This window comes from Xenorhabdus sp. SGI 60 (genome assembly GCF_056632175.1).
Genome location: NZ_CP196860.1, coordinates 2,284,662 through 2,302,177 on the forward strand (window position 1 = coordinate 2,284,662; position 17,516 = coordinate 2,302,177).

Consider the following 17,516-nt stretch of genomic DNA (forward strand, 5'->3'; position numbering starts at 1 on the left):
AAATAAATAAAGGGCAAAGAAATGCTGCCTTATAACGCCTTTAATGGAGGGTGAGCGCTCTCTGATCAATAGAGTTAATCTGCATTTTTATCATTTCTGAGATCGGGTCCTCAGGGCAATGCTCCACGAAATAACTCAAATCTGAAACAGCAATGTGATTACAATCGAGCTGCGCATAAATCAACCCTCGGTCGCGAATTTCATATGGATCATCGGGATCGAACATCAGCACGACTTCGCTGGCTTTTAACGCCAACTCCATCTTTTTCTCTTCCATTAAGGAAATTTTGATAATATCGGTAACTTTTCGCACAATGCTGTTATTATCGGCTTCCTGTAAATCCTTATTTTCCAAACGAATCATCGGGCCAATATTACCTTTCAACCAGACATCAAGGATATGTTCGTTGAGCGTATCGCCATTCATCGGGTTAATAAACCATGTCGGCTCATCAGCCAAATCAAGTCGCAAGATTAACTGTGTCGGGAATATAACAGGCTGTACGGGCAATGCCAGCGCCTGAGCAATATGGGCAAATATCGTCCCCAATGTTACGGGAGCGCCTTGGCGTGAACGCAATACATTATCCAACCACAGGGTATCAGATAAACAATACACCCCATTCGCTCCGCCAAATTTCCATTCTCGATAGAAAAGCGTCAATAGTACTTGTAATTTTGCTTTGGTGTCAGTAATAGAGGAAAGTTTTTGTCGTGCTTCTTCAACCAATACAGTTAACTGCTCAGTCACCATTGTGTGGTGGAAATCAGGACGAATGGCCCGTGTTACCAGAATAATACCATCTATCAGGGAAGCATTATTGAATTCATAATTAACTATGGTTTTCATCTTTATTCCATTGACCTACCGTGATACGTTCGTTACCACCATAATCCTGAAAAGTTGCTATCTGTTGATAACCTTTTTCCAAAAATAGGTTTCTGACAACGATTCCCTGTTTCCAGCCATGTTCCAATAATAGCCATCCGTTTGGTAACAGGAAGTGGCGAGCCTGCTCTATAATTGTCTGCAAATCTGCTATGCCATTTTGTGCAGCGATCAATGCAGTGGCTGGTTCAAACCTGACATCTCCTTCGCGCAAATGAGGGTCAAGCTCATCAATATATGGAGGATTACTGACAATCATATCAAATTGTCTTTCACCAACCGCAGAAAACCACTCACTTTGCAGAAAATTCACATTGTGAACAGACAATTTTCCCGTGTTTCTTGCAGCATTATGTTTTGCCAATGCTACTGCATCAGGATTGATATCCAACCCGATGACACAGCAATCCTGCCGCTCACTTGCCAGCGCCAATGCAATTGCTCCGGTTCCCGTGCCGAGATCCAGGATCTGTGCCGATGATTCGGGCAATAGTTCCAAAGCTTTTTCAACCAGGCATTCCGTATCAGGACGTGGGATTAACGTTGCTGGTGATACCGTAAGAGGCAGCGACCAAAATTCACGCTCTCCCACAATATAAGCAATCGGCTCTCCCTGAATGCGACGAGCCAGCAAAATATCAAGCTGGCTCGCTTCCTCTGGGGAAACAGGCGTTTCATTGAATGCAATTAAATAAGTACGGGAACGCCCTGTCACATGTTGCAACAGGATTTCTGCATCACGCTTCGGGCTATCACTTTCAATCAACTGCGCAGCCGCATGCTGGAGCCAATGTTGATAATTCATCAATCCTGCTCTGACAATGCGGACAGTTGGTCTGCCTGATATTCAGTAACAATAGGCTGGATAAGCATATCCAGTTTGCCTTCCATCACTTCCTCAAGGCGGTATAACGTCAGGTTGATACGGTGATCGGTAACCCGCCCTTGTGGGAAGTTATAGGTACGGTTGCGATCTGAACGGTCACCGGAGCCGAGCAAATTACGGCGTTCGCAAGCCTCAGCTTCTTGGCGTTTCCGCATTTCAGCGGCACGAATACGCGCACCAAGCACAGACATCGCTTTTGCTTTGTTCTTATGCTGGGAGCGCTCATCCTGGCACTCGACGACAATCCCCGTTGGTAAGTGGGTAATCCTAATTGCAGAATCCGTGGTGTTGACGTGCTGTCCGCCCGCACCGGAAGAACGATAAGTATCAATTTTCAGATCGCCCGGATTGATTTCCGGTAATTCCGCTTCTGGAATTTCTGGCAGAACAGCCACAGTACAAGCAGAAGTGTGAATTCGCCCCTGTGACTCTGTTTCCGGCACACGCTGAACACGATGCCCACCAGACTCAAATTTCAGGTGACCATAAACTTGCTCGCCCGAAATTTTGGCAATCACTTCCTTATATCCACCATGCTCACCTTCATTGGCACTCATAAGCTCCACTTTCCAACGACGGGATTCTGCATAACGGCTATACATACGGAATAAATCGCCGGCAAATATCGCCGCTTCATCACCACCGGTTCCGGCACGAACTTCAAGGAAACAGTTACGCTCATCATCCGGATCTTTCGGCAATAACAGCAATTGCAGTTGCTGTTCCAACTCTTCATTACGAATTTTTGCGCTTTTGAGTTCTTCCTGTGCCATTTCCCGCATTTCGGGATCATCAAGCATCATTTCGGCTGTTTCAATATCATCCTGAACGCTTTTCCAGGCTTTAAAACAGTTAGTCACATCGGTCAGTTGGGCATATTCCTTTGATAACGCGCGAAAACGTTCTTGATCAGAAATGACTTCTGCATCACCGAGGTGAGCCAAAACTTCTTCATGGCGTTCTTGTAATGCTTCCAATTTAGCGACAATAGAAGGCTTCATTCGTAATATCAGACCTTATTTAGAATAGGGTTAGGTTAGTTATGATCCAGCCCAAGGCTGTCCCGTAATAGATTCAGGCGTTCCAAATCGCCATCGCTGGCAGCCTGTTGGAGAGATTTAGTCGGTGTATGGATCAGACGATTCGTCAATTGGTGGGTCAATTGGTTAATGATCTGTTCGGCATCAGCACCCTGCCGAATGGACATCAATGCCTTTGCCGTCATCTCAGCCCTGATTTTCTCTGCCTGTTCTCGATATTCGCGAATTGTATTAACCGCGCCTTGAGAACGCAACCAATCCATGAAATAGCTGCTTTCTTGTTGCACAATCCCTTCTGCAACAACTGCCGCAGCTTTACGTTGGGCAAGATTTTGCTGAATGATAGCCTGTAAATCATCCACACTGTACAGGTAAACATCACTCAATTTTTCCACATCCGGTTCAATATCGCGAGGAACGGCAATGTCAATCAGCAACATGGGTTGGTTACGACGTAATTTCAACGCCCTTTCGACCATGCCTTTGCCAATGATTGGCAATGGGCTGGCGGTGGAGCTAATAACAATATCCGCTTCAGCCAATCGGGTATCGATATCTGGCAGGGAAATGACTTCTGCATTGACTTCACTGGCAAGCATCTGTGCCCGTTCTTTTGTCCGGTTGGCGATCATCATGCGATTCACACCATGCTCTTTTAGATGACGGGCAACCAATTCGATCGTTTCCCCCGCTCCCACCAGCAGGATATTCAGTTGGGAAAGGGATTCGAAAATTTGCCGCGCAAGTGTACAGGCAGCAAATGCGACGGAAACGGCATTGGCGCCAATTTCTGTTTCTGTTCTGATCCGCTTCGCCACCGAGAAAGATTTTTGGAATAAGCGTTCCAGTTCACTCGACAGCGATTGATAATTTTGCGACTCAGCGAAAGCCTTTTTCACCTGTCCCAAAATCTGCGGTTCCCCCAATACAAGGGAATCCAGGCCACTCGCAACCCGCATTAAATGGCTGACGGCCGCATTGTCTAAATGCCAGTAGAGGCTTCCTGTCAGATCACCAGGGTTAAGTTGATGATATTTGCATAGCCAATTAATTAGCTGTTCTTCAAAATTACCCTGCTGTTCAACACTGAGGTACAACTCTGTACGGTTGCAGGTGGACAGCACAACGCCGCCTCGCACCAGTGGTTGCTGGAGCAAGTCATCAAGCGCTAATCCTATCGTGTCAGGAGAAAAAGACACCCGCTCACGTAAAGAAACAGGCGCTGTTTTATGGTTAATACCGAGTGCTAATAAAGTCATCTTAACTGCATTGAGTTATCATAGGAGGCAAGGTTATGATGATATCGATAATTATTCTCATAAACTCACACCCTTCATAAGGACTCTCATTGGTCGAGCATTCTACTTGATGCATCAGTGCAATAAAAGTCAATCAGGTGATTATGCGATAATTTTATTTGAGAATTCTCAGCGAACTTTCGCTAAATTACCTTCTATGATTATAGGCTTGGAGAGCATACTTTAAGTTGTTATATAAATATTGCCATATTTATAATCGACAAAATGCCAAGCTCTCTTACTACCAAGGGTTACCGTATGAAAATGTCTGTTTTTTTTCGCTTACTTCCCCTCTCCGGCGTTTTACTGACTGCCTGTACAGTCACGCAACCCCCTATGGGCACGGGATCAGCGGATACACCACAATGGCACACCCGTGAACAGCAATTGCAAAAATTAGGGCATTACCAAACCCGAGGTTCTTTCGCTTATCTGACAAATGAAAAAAAAGTGTACGCCCGATTTTTCTGGCAACAATATTCGCCTGACAATTATAAGTTACTGTTGCTCAATCCACTGGGTACAACAGAATTGGAATTATTCGTCGAACCGAATATGATTCAGGTCACGGATAATAATGGTAAAAAATATCTCAGTGATAAACCCGAATCTTTAATTTACCAACTTACCAATATGAATATTCCTCTGAATAATCTACGAAACTGGATCATTGGACTGCCCGGTAGTGCTAAAGATTTTCAGTTGGATGCAAACTACCTGCTTAAATCCGTCAGTGACAAAAAAAATGGTGAGATTTGGCGAGTGAATTATCAAGGATACGATACAGAGATCACGCCGGCATTACCTACCCGACTGGAGCTGACGCAAGGAAACAACCGCATAAAATTAAAGATGGATAACTGGACGATTCAATAATGACGTTAACCTGGCCTTCTCCGGCAAAATTGAATTTATTTTTGTATATCACAGGGCAGCGGTCTGATGGCTACCACGAACTGCAAACACTGTTTCAATTTTTAGATTATGGCGATGAAATCACTATTTCACCGCGTCAAGATAATCAAATCCGCTTACTCACTCCGGTTGCGGGCGTAGCCCATGATGACAATTTGATCGTGCGGGCAGCCCGATTATTGCAGAACCATCTATTACAAAAACGCACATTACAGCATCACAATGCAAACACTCAATTCGGCACCGAGCAATCTGTCACCGAACATTTGGGAGCCGATATTTGCGTTGATAAATGTCTGCCAATGGGCGGAGGTTTGGGAGGCGGCTCTTCCAATGCTGCAACGATATTGATTGCCCTCAATCACCATTGGCAAGCCAATCTGCCCGATGATGAATTGGCACAGCTTGGCGTATGCCTTGGGGCAGACGTTCCCGTATTTGTCAAAGGCCATGCCGCTTTTGCCGAAGGTATTGGGGAAAAACTCCAGCCTGCTTCACCGGAAGAAAAATGGTTTTTGGTTGCTCACCCTGGAATTGAAATATCGACTCCGACAATCTTCACAGATCCTGAATTAAAAAGAAATTCTCCGATTCGCTCTCTACCCGCATTATTACAGGCACCATTTGCCAATGATTGTGAACCAATCGCAAGAAAACGTTTTCGTGAGGTTGAACAGCTTCTTTTATGGCTGTTAGAATACGCACCGTCACGCCTGACCGGAACCGGTGCATGTGTTTTCGGCGAGTTCGAATCAGAAGCATCGGCCCGTAAGGTGTTAAATGAAACTCCAGAGTGGATGCAGGGTTTTGTTGCGCGGGGCGTTAACATTTCCCCATTGCATACATTCCGCTCTGGGATACCCGTGTTATTGAACCAATGAGTTTGTTTGATTGGTCAACAATATCTCTCTGGACGCAAGCCTGAGGTTTTTCTCGTGCCCGATATGAAGCTTTTTGCTGGTAATGCCACACCTGAACTAGCACAACGTGTTGCCAACCGTCTGTACACTAATCTGGGAGACGCTGCTGTCGGTCGTTTCAGCGACGGTGAAGTCAGTGTTCAAATCAATGAAAATGTACGTGGTGGTGATGTTTTTATCATTCAGTCCACCTGTGCACCTACCAATGATAACCTGATGGAATTAGTTGTTATGGTCGATGCGCTACGTCGTGCTTCTGCTGGTCGTATTACCGCTGTTATTCCTTACTTCGGTTATGCCCGTCAGGATCGCCGTGTCCGTTCGGCACGTGTACCTATCACTGCAAAAGTTGTTGCTGATTTTCTGTCCAGCGTTGGTGTAGACCGTGTTCTCACTGTTGACCTACACGCCGAACAGATCCAAGGTTTCTTTGATGTTCCAGTTGATAATGTATTTGGTAGCCCAATCCTTCTGGAAGATATGCTCCAGAAAGAGCTGGAAAACCCGATTGTTGTCTCCCCAGATATCGGCGGTGTTGTTCGCGCCCGTGCGATTGCCAAACTACTGAATGATACAGATATGGCTATCATCGATAAACGTCGCCCACGTGCAAACGTTTCTCAGGTCATGCATATTATTGGTGACGTTGCCGGCCGTGATTGCGTTCTGGTTGATGACATGATCGATACAGGTGGCACACTGTGCAAAGCAGCTGAGGCATTGAAAGAGCGCGGAGCGAAACGGGTATTTGCTTATGCAACCCACCCTATTTTCTCTGGCAATGCAGTGGAAAACATCAAGAACTCAGTGATCGATGAATTTGTGGTCTGTGACACCATTCCTCTGTCTGATGAGATTAAGGCGTTGAACAAAGTTCGCACTTTGACACTGTCTGGCATGCTTGCTGAAGCTATCCGCCGTATCAGTAATGAAGAGTCAATCTCTGCGATGTTTGAGCACTAATGTTTAAGTTTTTAGCTTAAATATTAAGCTAAAACTTATTCAAGTGATTAAATAAACCATTGCTTGAAAAACCCCGTTGTTGTATTTGCAGCAGCGGGGTTTTCTGTTTATTTGATATATTTAGCTAATGTTTTTGCCATGAATTGATAATCATTATTAATAGTTTTATATTGAAAATAGTTAATTTTTCCAAAAAGTTACCTGATTGTTGTAAATTTCATCCAATGAAATAAAACGATTAAATTGACATACAATCTAATATTAATGTCCCACAAGTATTCCAATCCATCTGGTACGTCCAGTTCCAAATATTCTCACAATACTGGTGTCATTGAATAGTTGCTGCTAACCTGTCGCACGCTTGATGGCGGTGGTTTTATTTCCTTACATCACACAACAGTATTGAAAAACAGGTATTATTTCTTATCTAAAAAATAAACTATTCTAATGTATAAGCTATCAATATCCAGGAACGAAAAGAATAATTTTCGACTGGTTATTTTATATTCATGTTTAAGCGCTGAACTTTTTAAGCTCACCTTATCCATAAAAAATGCAAAGCAACATGGCAGTTCAATAACCGGAAACCATAATTAATCGTAGGCAGCCGTTACCAACAAGTTAGCTGTCTTATATGGATTTATTTCAATATTAAACATATCGACATCTCTAACCTGCTGAGGAAGAGTTGCAGGATGCTTTTTGTCCAAAAACAAGCTTTTCCAAAGGCGAGATGTGGGTGAATAACAAAAACGACTTTTTAAGGAGAGTGCCAATGAAAAAGGCATTTTTATTTACACCTGCACTGCTAGCGCTTTCAATCAATGCTATTTCTAATGCTCATGCATATGATCGCGTCTATGTCTTTGGGGATAGCTTGAGTGATGGTGGAAATAACGGACGTTTTACAACGAATGGAGCGACAAGCCAGTTATATAATGAGTATATAGCTCAATACATTGCGGAGATTAACCTAACTAACTCTGACGCAGGGGGAACCAATTATGCCCAAGGTGGTGCTACGGCTCTTAAACAATACAGTAAATACGACTTTGATACGCAAGGGCAGGTAAATAAATATCTCAATGCCCATAATGGAAAAGCAGATCCTAACGGCATCTATATTCACTGGGTAGGGGGTAACGACCTTGCCAAGGCTTTGGAAGATGGCCAAATAGAAACTGAAAAGAAAAAGATCCAATAAAAGGGCAAAAAGTTGCCGCTGACATTGTCATCACCAGCGCTACCGCAGCTGCAAATCAAATCAATCAACTTGTCGAAAAAGGGGCGGGACTTGTTATCGTACCTACAGTTCCTGATGTTGGTACTACTCCTAAGCTTTTAGATACAATAAAGACAGGTTTGGACCGGTAAAGGTTCCTAAAGATATTAATCTGTTTTCTACAAGAAGTTCATGCAGAACAATTAATAAACATGAAATTCCCAATGCTCAGGCTCGTGATATTGCTCTAAAAAAAGTGTTTCATGGATTAGCACAAATAAGGTGCAAATCTAATTAAAGGTGTTTCTGCTGAATGAAATTGAAGAAAAACTGACAAAGGGCTATGAAAAAGCCAGTAAAGATGCGACAGAACTCACTATAACGATCTAATAGAAGAAAAAATCAACAAAAAAAATAGCAATATTTTGCGGGCCGATATCAATGGCTTGCTGCATGAAGTAATGGCCAATCCTCTGATTTATGGCATTCAGAATACATTAGGCTATCCCTGTCCACTTACTATGGGCGCCAATAATGAACTATGCGGACGCAAATAAATGCTCCTCCAACGACCCAGAATTTACTAAAGACAAAGAATTTTTATTCTCTGATTCTTTCCACCCAACCCCGTTGGGACAGAAGATCATGGGCCAGTACATTTTCTCTATTTATAAAGCGTCATCACAGGTAATGACCCTGACTCAAGTCAACCGTGCCTCCGTTAAAAGCGCCCTCTCCTCTCTTGATGGTCACCTGCAACAACTGCGTAACGGTGGCAACGAACAGGGCAAAGTCGGTGTCTTTAGCGGCTACACGGGCAACCGAGATAAAACCTTTACACTGGGTAGCGATTATCAGCTGATAGATAACCTGCTGCTGGGCGCTATGTACTCTAACTATAAAGAGGAACGCTCACCGATTGCTGACTTTTCTTATGAAGGCCGTGGTCATGTTTTGACGGCGTATACATTGTGGAACTATTACAACAATGGTTGGTTAAGTGGTGACTTCCATTATTCGCGCACCGATTATGACAGTCTGACCCGTACCATCCAGCTTGGAGAAGCGACACGCAGGGAAACCGGTTCTACCACGGGTAAACAATGGGGAGCACGCATTACCGCAGGTTGGGATATCCCTGTTACTCACTATCTGACCACCAGCCCAATCATCCAATATGTCTGGGATAAAGGTGAAGTCAATGGCTATCGTGAATCCGACAACAATAGCACTTCTATGCATTTTAGTGATCAGGATTATACCTCTAAAGTTGGCACCCTGGGTTGGCGCGTAGATACTAAACTAGGCCGTTTCAATCCTTACGCTTCTGTTCAGTTTAATCACCAATTTGGGGATACACACTACAAACTGAGCAGTGCCATTAATTCCACCGAAATATCTTTTGTACAGGAAAGTGGCAAACAGAGCACGAACTGGCGTCAATATATTGTCGGCGTGAACGCAAACCTGATCAATAACCTGCGCGGATTTGCTTCCGTCACCCGTAATGACGGCAATAGCCAAGATCCTAGCTACCATTTCAGCTTGGGTATCAACGCGAGTTTCTAAGAAAGTACTTACTCTGGGACGCGAGGCCATGAATATTATGGCCTCGCATTTTTATTTCATTATCGTTCAACATTTGTATCATTCGTTAACACTTTGTTTGATTTTCGTATATGCAAATGGAAGTAGTATCGAACTGAAACAATCAGAAAATCAGCCATCAATCGGAGGAGAATGGGTAAATACCCTTTTAAATCAAGGTATTTTGGCTGACATGAAAATAATGCGCTGTTTTTTCAGGAGAACGATATGAAAAAAGCACTCTTTTTAGTATCAGCCACGACCGCACTGCTAGTTAACCTCATAACAAATGCTTATGCCTATAACAATGTGTATGTTTTTGGGGATAGTTTAAGTGATGGTGGGAATAACGGCAGATTTACAACAGATGGAAAAGACGCTGAACTCTATGATGAATATATAGCCCGAAACCTCACTGGCAAGAAATTGATATCCTCAAAGAAAGAGGGAACCAATTATGCCTATGGGGGAGCAACAGCCAGTGATACAGGGGATCCATTCTGGGATAGTTTTGTCCACTCAACACAAAAACAGCTTGATGACTATTTGCAAGCGCACTCTGGGCGAGCTGATCCGAACGGTTTATACATACATTGGGTGGGAGGCAATGATATAGCTCAGGCTCTGCAAGACTCGACGCAAGGCGACGAAAAAACAGCACAACAGCGTATCAAGGACAGTTCTGCATCCGCCGCATCGCAGATTAATCAACTCATTAAGGCTGGAGCGGGTTTAATTATTGTACCTAATGTTCCCGATATTGGTACGACCCCTAAAATTATGGAAGCCGTGCTTAAAGGCGCATTAAAAAAAAGCAAAATACCCCAGGGCGAAATCGACAAAATTCTGAAACAGACTCATGAAGCTATCAACAAGTACCCTACACCGAATACGGAAATCAGGAATGGGATCATTCAGGGGGTATTGAAAAAAATTGCTGAAGGTGCTTCTCCCCAAGATCCAGATAAAGCAAACGAAATTTATCATCAATTGCTTGAGGCTTATGATAATACCAGCAAAACTGCTTCCCAATTTTCCAACGAATTTAACCAAAACGAAGAAAATCAACTCCTTGACGGCAATATCCTTTTTGCCGATGTCAATCATCTCTTACATGAAGTCATTGAAAATCCGACCATTTATGGTATTTCTAATACCCTTGGCTATGCCTGTCCACAAGGCTCGTTAGCGTCGGATTGTTCTTCTTCCAATCCTGATTTTGATAAAAGCCAGTCATACTTGTTTTCCGATAGCTTCCACCCAACCCCTTACGCACACGAAGTCATCGGCCAGTACATCACGTCTATCTACAACGCACCTTTACAAGTGATGGCATTGAATCATATCAACCGAGTCCCAACGACTACCGCGTTAAGCTCACTTGATGGTCACCTGCAACAACTTCACAATAATCATCAGGCCAAAGGTAAAGTTGGCGTATTCGGGGGTTACACAGGCAATCGCAATAATACCCTCTCATTGGGCAGCGATTATCAACTGACGAATAATTTACTATTAGGCGCAACAATTTCACGTTATAAAGATGAACAAAATGCAACACCTGATTTCAACTATGCTGCTACTGGTCATGTCATAACCGCTTACACACTATGGAACTACTATGGCAGCGGATGGCTGAACGGTGATGTCCATTATTCACGTACCAATTACGACAATCTGTCACGCTCCATTCAGCTTGGTCAAGCCACTCGCAGGGAATCAGGTTCAACGATGGGTACACAGTGGGGTTGGCGGATTACAGCAGGCTGGGATATTCCAGTCACTCGTTACCTGACTACCAGCCCGATCATCCAATATGCATGGGATAAAGGGGATGTTGATGGCTATCGTGAAACAGGTAACAACAGCACCTCCATGCATTTTGCAGATCAAAGCTATCACTCCAAAGTTGGCTCGGTGGGTTGGCGCGTAGATACTAAACTGGGCCGTTTCAATCCTTATGCCTCCATTCTGTTCAACCATCAATTTGATGATGAACGCTATGCTCTTCGCAGCGCGATCAATGCGACCAAAACAAGTTTCGTCCAACAGGGAGAGAAACAGAAGAGAGATCATGTCCAATATACGGTCGGTGTTAATGCCAATCTGACCAACGACTTTCGCGCATTTGCCGCCGTATCACATGAAAAAAATGATAATGAACCGAATCATGACTACTATTTCAACCTCGGCTTCAATGTCAGCTTTTAATATACTGAACATTTAACAAATAAGGATAAGGCGGTAACCATGACCGCCTTATCCAAAATAATCACGAATGTCGCTGTTTTTTACGGCAATAACGTTCATCGTAATTCTTTAGCCACCAGTATTTATCAGTAACCTGTTCTCGGCCGCCAATACTGGCTCCTACCAGCCAAATAAATGCCCCAACAAACAATCCCATTAATGAGAGGCTTGTCAAAAACTCCGAAAGACCAAAATTAAAGATATGACTAAGCAATACATAAGCTAAACTAATAAACATTGCCGCCATTCCCGCGCTCATGAGAATATTGCCAAAAATAAACGCCTTTTTACGTCTCATAACCAACCTCCAATACTTTTTGTGAACGCTAATTTGCAAATACAACGAACGCAAAAGCACGAAAGTAGATATCTTCTTCAAAATTAATTATAGACATATTATATGAAAGGTTATTGCGGTGGCGATCACAAGCTGTACAGATTTAAGCCTAATTTTTTACATTCCATCAGAATAATCTTTGTTAAATCAGTTTTGTACTCAAGCCTTAAGATAGGTAAACTAATCTCCTTTTTGTTCTATTGCCAATAAGCGAAATTAAACCGTGAGTAACATAAAATTAATCGTTGGTCTGGCAAACCCTGGAGCCGAATATGCACAGACCAGACATAATGCCGGAGCATGGTTTGTTGATTTGTTAGCACAACGCTATAACCAATCCCTGAAAGAAGAGAGTAAATTTTTTGGCTATACCGCCCGTATCAACGTTAATGGGCAGGATATTCGTTTACTGGTTCCCTCCACTTTCATGAATCTAAGCGGTAAATCCGTCCTTGCCCTTGCTGGATTTTATCGTATTCTGCCGGATGAAATCCTGGTGGCCCATGACGAGCTGGATCTCCCGCCTGGTGTGGCAAAAATGAAACTCGGTGGCAGCAATGGCGGTCATAATGGCTTAAAAGACATTCAGAACAAACTCGGTAATAATCCTAACTTCCACCGTCTGCGTATCGGTATTGGTCATCCAGGCGATAAAAACAAAGTCATCGGTTTTGTCCTTGGCAAGCCTCCTGCCAGCGAACAAAAACTGATTGACGATGCCATAGATGAAGCGTTGCGCTGTACTGACATCTTGATTAAAGATGGCATGAACCAGGCAATTAATCGCCTGCATGCCTTTAAAGCCAGCGCTTAACTGGGAGTGCATGGCGCATCGGGCTATTGCGTGTATAATAGCGCCAATTTTGTAAACTCACCGACAAGCCTGTTGCTTGTTGGTTTATAAGTGATTTAAGGTGATAAATATATGGGATTCAAATGCGGTATCGTTGGCCTGCCTAACGTTGGGAAATCTACATTATTCAATGCGCTGACCAAAGCAGGTATCGAAGCAGCAAATTTCCCGTTCTGCACTATCGAGCCAAACACAGGTGTTGTACCGATGCCAGATCCACGTCTCGAGCAGTTGGCTGAGATTGTGAAACCACAACGCATTCTGCCAACTACGATGGAATTTGTAGATATTGCCGGTCTGGTAAAAGGTGCATCAAAAGGTGAAGGTTTAGGCAACCAATTCCTGACCAACATCCGTGAAACAGAAGCAATTGGCCATGTGGTGCGTTGCTTTGAAAACGACAACATTATCCACGTTTCTGGTCAGGTTGACCCTGCCTCTGATATTGAAGTTATCAATACAGAACTGGCACTGTCGGATTTGGATACCTGCGAGCGCGCTATCCATCGTATCCAAAAGAAAGCCAAGGGTGGCGATAAGGACGCTAAAGCAGAACTGGAAGTCTTAGAAAAATGCCTTCCACACCTTGAACAAGCAGGTATGCTGCGCGCTTTAAATCTGAGTGCGGAAGAAAAAGCGATTATTCGCTATCTGAGTTTCCTGACTTTGAAACCGACCATGTACATTGCCAACGTCAATGAAGATGGTTTCGAAAATAATCCACACCTTAATACCGTCCGCGCCATTGCTGAAAAAGAAGGTTCCGTTGTTGTTCCTGTTTGTGCAGCGATTGAAGCCGATATCGCAGAGTTGGAAGATGCTGACCGCGAAGAATTTATGGCAGAGTTAGGTCTGGAAGAGCCGGGTTTGAACCGTGTCATTCGGGCTGGTTACCAGTTGCTGAATCTGCAAACCTACTTTACCGCAGGTGTGAAAGAAGTCCGTGCCTGGACGATCCCGGTTGGTGCTACCGCCCCACAAGCAGCGGGTAAAATCCATACTGATTTTGAAAAGGGTTTTATCCGTGCTCAGACTATTTCGTTTGAAGACTTTATCACTTACAAAGGTGAACAAGGCGCGAAAGAAACGGGCAAAATGCGTGCGGAAGGGAAAGACTATATCGTTAAAGATGGCGATGTGATGAACTTCTTGTTCAACGTCTAAATAGCTTCTGTAGTTCAAGCTCTCATGATGATTCACTGAAGACGCAGACAAGAAACCATATAAAATCCACGCGATTGCGTGGATTTTAATTTTTATCATGCTACAAAGAAACTCGTAAGGACACAGTGAAAATAAGTATGGAAGGCTGTTACTTCTATGAACCAATTACAATACCAAAACTGGCTGAGAATACAAAAAATAACCCTAATAATTATCACATATGAAATAAAATATTCCCTTAACGTTATTTAAAATAATAAATTCATTCAAAATATTTTTTATCTATTTTGTAATCATTTTTTCTATAAAATAATAATAAAAAATGATTAAAAAACTGTAAACAAAACATCAATACAATAAAAAAATCAATAGCAAAAAACACAGAGCACTTGTAAAAATGAGTATGTTGACGTTAATACTCGTTCTAACGTCAACTTCGTTTCTACATAATTTATCGTTATGCTTTTATTCATGTTAATCCCTAACTCTATGAGGTACAGATCATGAAAAGAAAATTAGCTGCTTGTATGCTTTCATTACTCGTAGGAACAATCATCACAACTAACGCAAATGCGTTCTTATGTAAGGCATTTAATCCAGATATACGGGAATCATGCGACAACTTGTGTAATCTAATACCTGACGGTGGTACTGGTCTTAAAATCACTAAAGCCATTTGCTTATAACTATAACTTAGTTATAACACTGTACGAAAAACAAAGATATTCTTGTCTTTATTTATTGATATTCTAACCTGAATTCTACTGTTACAGTAAAAATATGAAGCCAGAATAGAGATAACATTGAAGTTATGATACCTTAAAATATAATAGTGGGGGCGCTTTTAAGTGTTTTACTAAATAAACATGCAATAAAAGTCTCCAATAAAAGCCTCCCGCTATTATTTATCATAATCAATGGATTATTACACTTAATTTCATTGAAAATCCTTAAGAAATTTGACCAGGATAGGATTAAATAATTCCGGGGCCTCCCAGAATGGGGCATGGCCAACGCCAGACAAATTAAATACTTTGCCTTTCCAAAGAGTTAGGTAACTCAGACCATTAATATAATCAAAATTAAGATAGGGATCATCTGCCCCATTAACAATCGCCAACGGTATTTCACTGGATTCGGCCAATAGTTTTTGATCCGTTGCCTGAGAAGAAAGAAAAGCCTCAAACATATATTGCCGTGCCAATCCCTCTGTTCTTACCACCGCTTCAACAATAAAAGGCTCATGAGGAGCATTAACACCATAGGTATCAGATACAAAAATTTTGATATCTTCCCCAGTAAATTCCACCTTGCCGGCAAGCCCCAAACCAGGACGAAAACCCAGAGCCACGTTATCTGCACCGACGGATACCGGCGGCGTACCGCAAATCATTAAACCAATCATCTTAGGAAACAACGCCAACATTTCCAACCCAATATGACCACCTAATGACCAACCAAACACCACCACTCTGTTAATGCCTATTTTTGCCAGTACCTCAATGACCGTATGTGCATAACCCGGCATTGAATAGGCCTGACGTGGTTCACTGGCATTTGATGATGAACCATGCCCTGGCAAATCTAACGCCAAAACCCGATACTTTCCTTTTAACTGGTTAATTTGATGACGAAATATTTCTTTACAACTTGAATTGCCATGAATTAACAAAACGGGCAATCCATTTCCGCCCGTATCGATGACCGATATATTTGCATAACGAGTTCGGATATTATAGTGATGAATATTATGATGTGTAGTAATCATTATTTATCTCCTCAAGAGTCAATAACAGATTGGTTTAAGGAAATGTTAGAAATTTCTACTGATATACCTTAAGGGGGGTTGGTTAACATTAAAAAGGATTTTTTTTTAAAAACCCTTTTTTTTTTCCCCTGGGGGGGGTTTAGTGCCCTTCTCTCATTTAAAATCTATCAGTGACTGCATATTCCTCACCTATTTTTTAGGTATACAAAACACCTATCACAAATTTTCAACATCAAACTCTGAACTAAATCAGTAATGTTGTATACAAGTGAATGCAAACATTTAACATTTATTACACAACATCATCTGGTAACTACATTATGACTATAAAAAATATGGCTTCCTCAAAAGTAAAGCTCCTGTTAACAGCTATTGTCGCCATCGCTCTGGTCATTATGGCCGTGACAGGAAAAATGGAAAATGCCAATAAGCGTTTTCTCTCCGTTGCTACCGCTTCTACAGGCGGCACTTATTATCCCATGGGAGTGGGTCTGGCCAATGTCTGGAGTAACCATCTGAAACAAGAAAATATTCAGGTTACGGGACAATCTTCAGCCGGTTCGATTGAAAATATTGATCTGCTCCAAAAAAATGAAGCCCAGCTCGCTATTTTACAGAGCTTGCTCGCCGTCGAAGCCTATCAAGGTGTCCGAAATTTCAAAAATCACCCCTATCAGGATCTGCGGTCTATCTCCGTTCTGTGGCCAAATGTTGAACACTTTGTTTTAGCAGACGATAAGGTCAAAGATGGCACGCTAAACGATATTGCCGGAACACGTTTTTCGGTTGGACCACAAGCGAGTGGAACCGAACAATCTACCCAGATTATTCTGCAAGGTGTCAATCTCAGCAAACAAGATATTCACCCAGAATATCTTGGCTATGGCGATACCGTTTCAGCCATGCGGGACGGTCGTCTTGATGGCGGCGCCTTACCTGCGGGTGTACCCGCTTCGGCAGTCACAGATATGTATGCCAGTGGTGTCCCTGCTCGCATTCTAAATGTGACAGATGAACAATTGAAAAAGATTAACGCGATTGCTAACTCATGGTTCCGGTTTGTCATTAAACCTGAAACCTATCCACGCCAAAAACAGCCTATCCAAACAATTGCTCAACCCAATATTCTGATGACAACCCGTAAAATAGATGAAAAAACCATCTATGAATTAACAAAAGTGATGTTTGAAAACCAGAAAGAAGTCCACCAGATCCACAGCTCCGCAAAATACATTCAGCCCGAAAACGCGTTGAAAGGTGTCTCCGTACCATTACACCTTGGTGCCTATCGATATTATCGCGAAATTGGCCTTGATATTCCTGACTATCTTGTACCACCAGAACTTAAATCTACGGATAACTAACAATAACTTTTAACCTGAAACCCTAAGTTTCCATTTGATTTTCCCATCATGTTATTAACC

15 protein-coding genes are annotated in these 17,516 nt (G+C 42.6%); 9 read left to right on the forward strand and 6 right to left on the reverse strand.

From position 1 onward, the window contains the following. Positions 1-40 precede the first annotated feature (40 nt). The 4 genes from sirB1 to hemA are packed head-to-tail and all read right to left on the reverse strand — an operon-like array spanning position 41 to position 4,074. Positions 41-850: an invasion regulator SirB1 gene (gene sirB1, locus ACSJJG_RS10650; RefSeq protein ID WP_481089339.1), complete on the reverse strand. Its 810-nt coding sequence runs from the start codon at positions 848-850 to the stop codon at positions 41-43. After that, entirely contained in the window at positions 834-1,694 is an 861-nt protein-coding gene (gene prmC / locus ACSJJG_RS10655; RefSeq protein ID WP_481089340.1) for a peptide chain release factor N(5)-glutamine methyltransferase, read from the reverse strand. Before prmC ends, sirB1 begins: the two co-directional genes overlap by 17 nt. After that, a complete protein-coding gene (prfA, locus tag ACSJJG_RS10660) occupies positions 1,694-2,776 on the reverse strand; it encodes a peptide chain release factor 1 (RefSeq protein ID WP_481089341.1) in 1,083 nt (360 codons plus the stop codon). The genes prmC and prfA overlap by 1 nt, the downstream gene beginning before the upstream one ends. 35 nt (positions 2,777-2,811) lie before the next feature. Further along, positions 2,812-4,074, reverse strand: coding sequence for a glutamyl-tRNA reductase (gene hemA, locus ACSJJG_RS10665; RefSeq protein ID WP_481089342.1), 1,263 nt, complete (start codon positions 4,072-4,074; stop codon positions 2,812-2,814). A gap of 297 nt (positions 4,075-4,371) precedes the next feature. Here hemA and lolB point away from each other — a divergent pair, with 297 nt between their 5' ends. The 6 genes from lolB to ACSJJG_RS10695 all read left to right on the forward strand — a co-directional run bounded on the left by lolB (position 4,372) and on the right by ACSJJG_RS10695 (position 11,931). Continuing rightward, a complete protein-coding gene (lolB, locus tag ACSJJG_RS10670; protein WP_481089343.1) occupies positions 4,372-4,989 on the forward strand; it encodes a lipoprotein insertase outer membrane protein LolB in 618 nt (205 codons plus the stop codon). Next, complete coding sequence (gene ispE / locus ACSJJG_RS10675; protein WP_481089344.1) at positions 4,989-5,909, forward strand: 4-(cytidine 5'-diphospho)-2-C-methyl-D-erythritol kinase; 921 nt, start codon at positions 4,989-4,991, stop codon at positions 5,907-5,909. The genes lolB and ispE overlap by 1 nt, the downstream gene beginning before the upstream one ends. A 54-nt stretch (positions 5,910-5,963) precedes the next feature. After that, on the forward strand, positions 5,964-6,911 hold the full coding sequence (gene prs / locus ACSJJG_RS10680; protein ID WP_120211349.1) for a ribose-phosphate diphosphokinase: 948 nt from the start codon (positions 5,964-5,966) through the stop codon (positions 6,909-6,911). A 775-nt stretch (positions 6,912-7,686) separates the two neighbouring features. Beyond that, complete coding sequence (locus ACSJJG_RS10685) at positions 7,687-8,115, forward strand: SGNH/GDSL hydrolase family protein (RefSeq protein WP_481089345.1); 429 nt, start codon at positions 7,687-7,689, stop codon at positions 8,113-8,115. 552 nt (positions 8,116-8,667) lie between these two features. Next, positions 8,668-9,702: an autotransporter outer membrane beta-barrel domain-containing protein gene (locus tag ACSJJG_RS10690; RefSeq protein WP_481089346.1), complete on the forward strand. Its 1,035-nt coding sequence runs from the start codon at positions 8,668-8,670 to the stop codon at positions 9,700-9,702. A gap of 246 nt (positions 9,703-9,948) precedes the next feature. Further along, on the forward strand, positions 9,949-11,931 hold the full coding sequence (locus ACSJJG_RS10695) for an autotransporter outer membrane beta-barrel domain-containing protein (protein ID WP_481089347.1): 1,983 nt from the start codon (positions 9,949-9,951) through the stop codon (positions 11,929-11,931). Between the two features lie 61 nt (positions 11,932-11,992). Here ACSJJG_RS10695 and ychH read toward each other — a convergent pair whose 3' ends face one another. Further along, positions 11,993-12,268: a stress-induced protein YchH gene (ychH, locus tag ACSJJG_RS10700; protein WP_481089348.1), complete on the reverse strand. Its 276-nt coding sequence runs from the start codon at positions 12,266-12,268 to the stop codon at positions 11,993-11,995. 262 nt (positions 12,269-12,530) lie between these two features. Between ychH and pth the strand changes: the two genes are divergently transcribed. Next, entirely contained in the window at positions 12,531-13,121 is a 591-nt protein-coding gene (gene pth / locus ACSJJG_RS10705; protein ID WP_481089349.1) for an aminoacyl-tRNA hydrolase, read from the forward strand. Between the two features lie 111 nt (positions 13,122-13,232). Beyond that, a complete protein-coding gene (gene ychF / locus ACSJJG_RS10710; RefSeq protein ID WP_481089350.1) occupies positions 13,233-14,324 on the forward strand; it encodes a redox-regulated ATPase YchF in 1,092 nt (363 codons plus the stop codon). A gap of 937 nt (positions 14,325-15,261) precedes the next feature. Here ychF and ACSJJG_RS10715 read toward each other — a convergent pair. Next, complete coding sequence (locus tag ACSJJG_RS10715) at positions 15,262-16,092, reverse strand: alpha/beta fold hydrolase (RefSeq protein ID WP_481089351.1); 831 nt, start codon at positions 16,090-16,092, stop codon at positions 15,262-15,264. 335 nt (positions 16,093-16,427) lie between these two features. Here ACSJJG_RS10715 and ACSJJG_RS10720 point away from each other — a divergent pair, with 335 nt between their 5' ends. Then, positions 16,428-17,456 (forward strand): TAXI family TRAP transporter solute-binding subunit, encoded by a 1,029-nt coding sequence (locus ACSJJG_RS10720; protein ID WP_481090423.1) that lies wholly within the window; start codon positions 16,428-16,430, stop codon positions 17,454-17,456. Positions 17,457-17,516 lie beyond the last annotated feature (60 nt).